Raw genomic sequence first — 7,452 nt, forward strand, 5'->3', positions numbered from 1 at the left:
GTGACTACGATCGGAGGATGAGCCGATCCTGGCGTGCCGCCGCCGAGGCGAGCGATCCCGATGCTGATCGTCGCGTCCGTCGTCGACCTCGGCTGCTCCTGGTTGCCCTGAGCGTCCTGGCCCTGCTCCTGCAGCTGCCCTTCGCCGTGTTCATGGCCACCCACGATGGTGTCGATGCCCTGGCCGGGGGCGTGCGCATCGCCGTGGCCCTGCTGTCCCCGATGATCTTCTTACTCTGTGCACGATGGCCGGGCCCGAGAGTCGCGATCATCGCCGGGCTGACGCTGGTTGACTTCGTCGTCTGGGCCGCACTGGCGGGATCCAGCCTGTCCGGTGCGTGGAGCCACGGTCCAAGTAATCGTCCCTGGTCTGGGGAGGGTCCGGGCGGAATGTGGGCGCAGGGGCTCACCGGACCTGAGATGACACCGTTCTATGCGGCGTTCCTCTTCGCTCTCGTCGTGGCCATGGTCCGCGGTCATCAGATCTGGGCCATCGCCTCGGCGGCCGGTGTCTGGTTGGGTGCCCTGCTGCTCGGTCCCTTCCTCGGTGTCGACTGGTCGGTGGGGCGTGTGGCCTCTGCGACGATCGGTCTGCTGATGACCCTGAGCATCGGAGCCTTCGCTCGGCGCAGGCACGAAGGCAGGAGGCTCGCGGCCGAGGAGGCGCAGGCCCGGCACCAGGAGGTGATTGCGGCCGAAAGGCTGCGCATCGCCAGGGACCTCCACGATGTGCTGGGCCATTCCCTGTCCCAGATCAACGTGCAGGCCGGTGTGGGCGAACACCTCATCGACCGGGACCCCGAGCAGGCCAGACGGGCGCTCGCCGCCATCAAGGAGCTGAGTCGAACGGGACTCAACGAGGTCCGTTCAGTGCTCCACACGATGCGCTCGGATGCTGCCGGCCCAAGCGATCTCGACTCCGACGCGGCCGGCACTGACGCGGCCAGTGCCGACGCAGGCGCAGCCGAGCCGCTGGCCCCAGTGCCGGGCCTCGACGAGCTGCCGGCACTCATCGCCGCAATGACCGGGCGACCAGCCATCCACCTCGATGACCGGCGCGAGCTCCGAGCCGACGGTACTCGAGAGAATCCCGGCAGTGCCGCGGATGCGGCCGCCTACCGGATCGTGCAGGAGGCGCTGACGAATATGGTCCGCCACGCTGCCGCCAGCCAGGCGAACGTCAGAGTCTTCCGTGAAGGCGAGTTCCTGCACCTCGAGATCAGTGACGATGGCCAGGGAACAGAGAACGCGATGCACGGGCGAGACGAAGGCACCGGAATCATCGGGATGCGGGAGCGGACGAAACTTCTCCACGGAACCTTCGCGATCACCTCGGCGAGCGGGGACGGCACGCACATCAGCGTCCGGCTGCCCTGGACCAGCGGACACGGACGAACAGATCGGCAGGCTCAGGCATGAACGATATCTCGGTGGCGATTGCCGATGATCACCAGCTGGTTCGCGCCGGCTTCGCTTCGCTGTTGGATGCGGAACCGGGCATCAGCGTGAGTGTGCAGGCCTCCGGCGGGGAAGAGCTGTTGGAGAAACTGGCAGCGACGCCGGTCGACGTCGTGCTCATGGACATTCGGATGCCCGACGGTGACGGACTGTGGGCCACCGAGGCGATCGCAGCCGATCCCGACCTCGGGCACGTTCGGGTGGTGCTGGTGACGACCTTCGGCCTCGACGAGTACATCGTGCGCGCGGTCAGGGCGGGTGCCAGCGGATTCCTGCTCAAGGACACCGAACCGGTCGACCTGATCCGAGCGGTGCGCGTCGTCGCCGAGGGGGAGGCGCTGCTCTCACCGGAGGTGACCCGATACCTCCTGTCGAGGATGTCCCTGGGACTGCGGGCGGAGCCGGCGAAGCATCTCGACGTGCTGACACAACGTGAACGAGAGGTGCTCGCCCTCGTCGGGCAGGGACTGTCGAACGACGAGATCGCGGCGCAGCTGGTGCTCTCACCGCTGACGGCGAAGACCCATATCTCGCGCATCATGAGCAAGGTCGCCGCACGCGACAGGGTCCACCTCGTCGTGCTCGCCTATGAGTCCGGGCTGGTCTCCCCGGGCTGGCTGCGCGAACAGTAGGAGCTCATCCTCAGCGAGTACCCGAAGTGACTCCCAGCGGGGGATTCGCCGAGGCGGCTGCAGGAGTTGGATTGATGTCATATCCACGAGCGACGTGGATTCCTGACAAGGAGGCATTATGAACATGGAACACGGACCCGCGGCCTGGCCGTTCTTGTTCCTCATCCCGATCTTCTGGGTGCTCATCATCGGACTGGTCGTCACTCTCATCATCACGCTCACTCGGCGTCGTTGGCGCCAAGCCGGGGGACCGCCCTGGGCAGATGGTCAGGGCCGATTCGGGTCGACGAAGAACGCGGAGGCGACACTGTCCGAGCGTTTCGCCCAAGGTGACATCGACGAGGCCGAGTACCGAGGCAGACTCGAGGTTCTCAGGGCCAATCGCCTCGATTCGGGTACAAGCTGAGGCACCCGGCCGGTGTGACTAGGCCACGAGGGACAGCTGCGCCCGTCCGGTGAGCCCGAATGCGGGCACCGTCGCGGGCGCGGCTGTCGGCGTTGAGCCGGCGGCGAGGACGAGCACCTGGGGGAGTGCGAGGCCGAGGACTATGGCGATTGCCTCGATGACCTCCGAAGAGGGATCCTTGAGGCCGCGTTCGACCTCGGACAGGTATTGGGTCGAGACTCCCGAGCGGCGTGAGACCTGAGCCAGGGTCAGGCCCAGCTCGGTGCGGCGCAGCCGCAGCACCCTCCCGAGCATCTCGCGCCACAGGAGCGCCGGAGTCCGGTCGGCGTACGCATCTGTGACGTGAAGTGCATCCATGATGCGATCCTAGGAGGAATCGACGAGGTTGACGCGGATTTCTGCTCTGAGCAGACGAATGCCGGCTGCCCCGCCATGTCCTTGAGCGGGACCAACGCGCGGTCGAGTTGCATCCAGGCCGCGAAGTTAAGTTAGGCTGTCCTTTGTTAAAGTGGAGAGGTCGACCACGACCCTCACCGACGAAAGGGCAGGAATGTCAGCTCATCTCACTCGCCGGGCCATGGCCATAGGCACCATCGTCACACTCGCCTTCAGCGCGAGCGCCTGCAGCCAGGACTCGGCGGATTCTGCGAAGTCAGCCTCCGACGACTTCCAGACCGTCACGATCGAACACGCACTGGGCAAGGCCGTCATCGAGGCCGAGCCCAAGCGCGTCGTGACCCTCGGGCAGGGGTCGACCGAGACCGCCATCGCGCTGGGCAAGACACCTGTCGGCATGGAGGAGTACGCCTGGGGCAGCGATGACACCGGCTATATGCCGTGGATCCATGAAGCCGTGACAGAGAAGGGCGAGGAGCTGCCGAAGCAGTTCCAGGGAGATACCGAGCTCGATGTCGAAGCCATCGCCGAGCTCGAACCTGATGTTATCCTCGCACCATGGTCCGGCGTCACCGCCGATCAGTACAAGCAGCTCGACGCCATCGCCCCTACGGTCGCCTACCCCAAGCAGCCGTGGACGATCGAATGGGACGAGCAGATCACGACCATCGGCAAGGCTCTGGGGCAGGAGAAGGAGTCCGAGGGGCTCGTCAATGACATCAAGACGCAGCTCTCCGAGGCCAAGCGGCCCGAATACGAGGGACTGACGTTCTCTTACATCTACAACGACGGACCGGGCACCCTCGGAGTCTTCTACCCCAACGAGCAGCGAGTGGCGATGGTCTCGGCTCTGGGTCTGACTCCTGACCCCGTCGTCGACGAACTCAAGAAGAACTATGACGCCCCGGGTACGGATTCCGCGCTCATCGGGCTGGAGAACGCGGACAAACTCGACGACTCCGACCTCATCTTCACGTTCTACTCCGATGAGAAGAGCAAGAAGGAGATCAAGGCACAGAGCGTGTACGCGAACATTCCGGCGATCAAGTCCGGCGCGGTCGTCGCGCCCGAAGACCAGCCGTTCGTCACAGCCTCATCGATCATCAACCCGCTCACCGTCCCATGGACGCTCAAGCGCTATGTGCCGATGATCGACAAGGCCGCAGAGAACGTCAAGAAGTAGGCAGCGCGCTCATCTTCTTCCAGTCATCCCACTCATAGACCCAGTCGGAGATGTCGCTGGCTGCGGTCGACAGGGTGGCATTCGAACCGGTGATCTCGACCGGGTCGCCGAAGATCGCCGAGTCGTAGTACTGCTTGGCCCGTTCGGTCGAGAGGTTGATGCAGCCATGGGAGACATTCGCCGACCCCTGCACTCCGGTAGACCAGGGCGCGGCATGGATGAACTCTCCGTTGTTGTGGATGCGCACGGCCCAGCGCACATCGGTTTCGTAGTCCCACTGCTCGGAGGTCATCGTGTAGTCCGAGGCCTTGGACATCACCACATGGGTTCCGTTGTAGGACGGGGACTTCGCAGCACCCAATGAGGCCGGGAAGTTCATGACCTCTTTGCCGTCGCGCGTGACGACCATGCGGTGGGTCTTGGCGTCGGCCTTGACGACCTGCTTGCGGCCGATGTCGAAATCGAGTGTGAGATCGTTCTGGCCGACGGTGTCATCGGTCGTGGGAACGTTCTTCAGCGGCACGTCGACGGAGACCTTCGAATGCGCGGGCCAGAATTCCTTGGGACGGAAGTGCAGTCGCGACTGCGGGTCATCAGGCAGCCAGGCCCATGAGCCTTCGACTTTGCGCTTCTTCCCATCGTTGTCCGTGACCTTGACCGACAAGCGGTGCTCGACGTCGTCACGGTACTTCTTGGCCACCGTGGATCCGAAGGTGAGGATGATCGGAGCTCCGACGCCCACGGTCTGGTCATCGGAGAGGATCGTGCGCACCGCCATCGGCGAGGCGTCGCCGGCCGAAACCGTGACCGTGGAGGTGAAATCGTGTTCCTCTCCATCCGCCGAGGTGGCTGTGGCCGAGAGCTCGTATGTGCTGTCGGCGACGAGGTCGTAGGCAGACATCCAGGCCGCGGCGTCGTCGGGGGCGGTGATCGCGTCTGAGTCTTCTGAGGCTGATTCGCTTGGAGTCGAAGATCCCGCCTTCGCGTCTTCGGTGCTGTCTGCTGCTTCGAGTTCGCTCCCGGCGGTGTCGAAGAAGACTCCGGGATCGGTCTTGATGCGCGGGTGGTCGGATTCGGTGATGGAGATGTCGCTCAGCGCCGCGTTCTCGACGCTGAGGCTGATGCGCTCGCCGGGGGCAGCTGTTGTCTCTGCACCGGGTTCGACCACTTCGCCGGTCTGCTGGGGAGCAGAAGTCTGTGTGCTGGTGGGCGTAGCCGAGGCGGTGGAGTTCGAAGCCTTCGCCGACGAGCCCTGTTCCGTCGCCTGGGCTGCCTCGGCTTCGGAGACGCTCCCTATCCGGAACACCGGCTCGGCTGCGGCCTCGGCTTCGGCCGTCTTCGCACCATCGCGAGTCGCGTCGGGGTCAGAGTCTGCCGGGGTGCAGGCCGTGAGTAGAGCGAGTGCTGAAAGGGCAGCAACCGCCCCGTGAATCTTCTTGGGTGACAAAACAGGGATCCTCGTTCGAGCAAAGGGATGAGAGCTACAGACCATGCTAGTGAAGCCAAATCACGAAAGTATTAAAGCAGTGGCTGAATTCCTCGGGAAAAGGCCATTTATCGTCGTTGAGATGGGCCCTGACCTGGACTGACATAGGGGAGGGGGAGTTGTGGAATTGTAACCTTGAGAATCGAAGGACTCCCCGTGCACCCGCCAGAGCTCGCTTACCCTTGCTGCCTTCCGGCCCTGGGGGAGTTCACAAGATGACGCCGCACGGGGAGCCATCGATCAGTGTAGTCGAGAGCATCCTCGAGGCACAAAACGAGGTCCGAAGCCAGGTCCGGTGCGGCAGGGACTGGAGGGGATTCTATCTGTGATTAGTGTGATGGTTCACACTTGGCCATCTTGATTTCGCATTGTCGACACGACTCATATAGGCTGGCTCGCGGAGGATTCGCCTAGTGGCCTATGGCGCTCGCCTGGAACGCGGGTTGGGTTAACGCCCTCAGGGGTTCGAATCCCCTATCCTCCGCAGAGAGAAGAAGCCCCTCACCTGGGAATACTCAGGTGAGGGGCTTACTTTTTTGAGCGTCGTGTGCTCGTTGGTGTGCTCCCGACTACTTTTCGCCCTGCATCAGCATGGAGAGACGCTGAACCGCATCTTCCTGCATCGTCGGTAAAACGTGGCTGTAGGTGTTCATTGTGATGTCGATCGTCGCGTGCCCCAACCGCTCCTGAACGACTCGAGGATGCACCCCGACCTGCAGGAGAAGAGTTGCGTGAGTGTGCCGAACCTCGTGCAGCGTGATCGTGGGGACGTCGATGTCCTGCTGCGCTCGAGCAACCCTTGTGCGCCACCGTCGAGACACCTCATTGGGCGACCGAGTACCGCCTCCCAAGTTCCCGAACACCAACGCCTCACCCCGCGCATAGTCAAGGCTGATTTCGGCCCGTAGAGACCTCCATGCGGCGAGAGTCGCCGTGAGTCCGTCGTCTATGTCGATGACGCGGGAATGCCCCGATTTGGGCGTCTTGAGACTATCCCGCGCCTCAGTATCTAAAGCACGACGCACAGAGATGCGATTGCCGGCGATGTCCTGCCATTGCAGCGCCAGAACTTCCGAACGACGCAGCCCGGTTCCGGCGACCGTTGCCCACATCGTATAGAAATCATCGTCGTACACATTCCGGTCCCATTCGAGGAACGAACGCAGCTGGTCCGCAGTCCACACTCGAATTTCCTTCTTCGCTGCCCGCACTTGTTTTCGTGATGGAGATTTCACTGTCGGTGCTTTCGCCGGGTTCGATCGAATCCACCCGTCCGCAGTTGCGGACATTAGAACCTGAGATAGGGTCACATGTATCTTCGCGATCGTGTTCGCAGACAACCCCTCACCCTTGTGTTTCGAGTCGATGCGCCCAGTCTTCTCGAGCTGCGCATATAGCCGGCTGATGTCGGACGGCGTGATCGTGTCCAGTGCCCTCTTCCCGAGTGTCGGCGTGATGTGTTTCAGGGAGCGTTTATAGCCGGCGATCGTCGACGCTGCCAACCTCAGCCCTTCAATCCATTGGTCAGCGTAGGGGCCTAATAGAGGCGCTTTCCTGGTGTTGATGCTTTCGTGGTCCCTGCGTGCGTCTGAAAGGGCGTCCTGGGCTTCCTCGCGTGTCCCATAGCCGCCTGCTCCGACTCGTTTAAGTGCACTGTTCGGATCACCAGGGGTTTCGGGAATCCACAGTTGCCAACGGTGCCTGGTGATGGTGCCGGACTTGTTCGTCCTCGTGTACTTCGACACCGAACCCTCAAACGATCGCGTAACCCGCTTCTTATTCATTGTCGGGGAACTTCAAGCCTGGAACGTACTTCCTGAAGGGACTGATGCAGGGGTTGGTGACATCTAATCTGGCTTGTACACAAGCAAGCCTGGAAGGATAGACACCAT

7 protein-coding genes, 1 tRNA gene, 1 other RNA gene and 1 pseudogene are annotated in these 7,452 nt (G+C 62.7%); 5 read left to right on the forward strand and 5 right to left on the reverse strand.

The features are described from left to right. Positions 1-17 precede the first annotated feature (17 nt). From INT40_RS12480 to INT40_RS12490, 3 genes are all read left to right on the forward strand, one after another. Entirely contained in the window at positions 18-1,418 is a 1,401-nt protein-coding gene (locus INT40_RS12480; protein WP_101638775.1) for a sensor histidine kinase, read from the forward strand. Then, complete coding sequence (locus INT40_RS12485; RefSeq protein ID WP_101638776.1) at positions 1,415-2,089, forward strand: response regulator transcription factor; 675 nt, start codon at positions 1,415-1,417, stop codon at positions 2,087-2,089. The genes INT40_RS12480 and INT40_RS12485 overlap by 4 nt, the downstream gene beginning before the upstream one ends. A gap of 118 nt (positions 2,090-2,207) precedes the next feature. Continuing rightward, complete coding sequence (locus tag INT40_RS12490) at positions 2,208-2,495, forward strand: SHOCT domain-containing protein (RefSeq protein WP_101638777.1); 288 nt, start codon at positions 2,208-2,210, stop codon at positions 2,493-2,495. A gap of 18 nt (positions 2,496-2,513) precedes the next feature. Here the strand turns inward: INT40_RS12490 and INT40_RS12495 are convergent, their stop codons facing one another. Beyond that, a complete protein-coding gene (locus INT40_RS12495) occupies positions 2,514-2,852 on the reverse strand; it encodes a helix-turn-helix domain-containing protein (RefSeq protein WP_009883194.1) in 339 nt (112 codons plus the stop codon). A gap of 193 nt (positions 2,853-3,045) precedes the next feature. Here INT40_RS12495 and INT40_RS12500 point away from each other — a divergent pair, with 193 nt between their 5' ends. Next, positions 3,046-4,074 (forward strand): iron-siderophore ABC transporter substrate-binding protein, encoded by a 1,029-nt coding sequence (locus INT40_RS12500; RefSeq protein WP_096160282.1) that lies wholly within the window; start codon positions 3,046-3,048, stop codon positions 4,072-4,074. Here the strand turns inward: INT40_RS12500 and INT40_RS12505 are convergent. Together INT40_RS12505 and ffs are read right to left on the reverse strand one after the other, a co-directional pair. Continuing rightward, positions 4,064-5,521 (reverse strand): Ig-like domain-containing protein, encoded by a 1,458-nt coding sequence (locus INT40_RS12505; protein ID WP_096146593.1) that lies wholly within the window; start codon positions 5,519-5,521, stop codon positions 4,064-4,066. The genes INT40_RS12500 and INT40_RS12505 overlap by 11 nt on opposite strands. Before the next feature lie 181 nt (positions 5,522-5,702). After that, positions 5,703-5,798: signal recognition particle sRNA small type (ffs, locus tag INT40_RS12510), an RNA gene on the reverse strand. Between the two features lie 161 nt (positions 5,799-5,959). Here ffs and INT40_RS12515 point away from each other — a divergent pair. Beyond that, a tRNA-Ser gene (locus INT40_RS12515) sits at positions 5,960-6,044 on the forward strand. Positions 6,045-6,129: 85 nt separating this feature from the next. Here INT40_RS12515 and INT40_RS20975 read toward each other — a convergent pair. After that, complete coding sequence (locus INT40_RS20975; protein ID WP_319021987.1) at positions 6,130-6,744, reverse strand: site-specific integrase; 615 nt, start codon at positions 6,742-6,744, stop codon at positions 6,130-6,132. 75 nt (positions 6,745-6,819) lie between these two features. Further along, a pseudogene (locus INT40_RS21370) lies at positions 6,820-7,344 on the reverse strand (hypothetical protein); the annotation flags it as partial. Positions 7,345-7,452: the final 108 nt, after the last annotated feature.

The organism is Brevibacterium sp. FME17 (assembly GCF_014897515.1).
GTDB lineage: Bacteria > Actinomycetota > Actinomycetes > Actinomycetales > Brevibacteriaceae > Brevibacterium.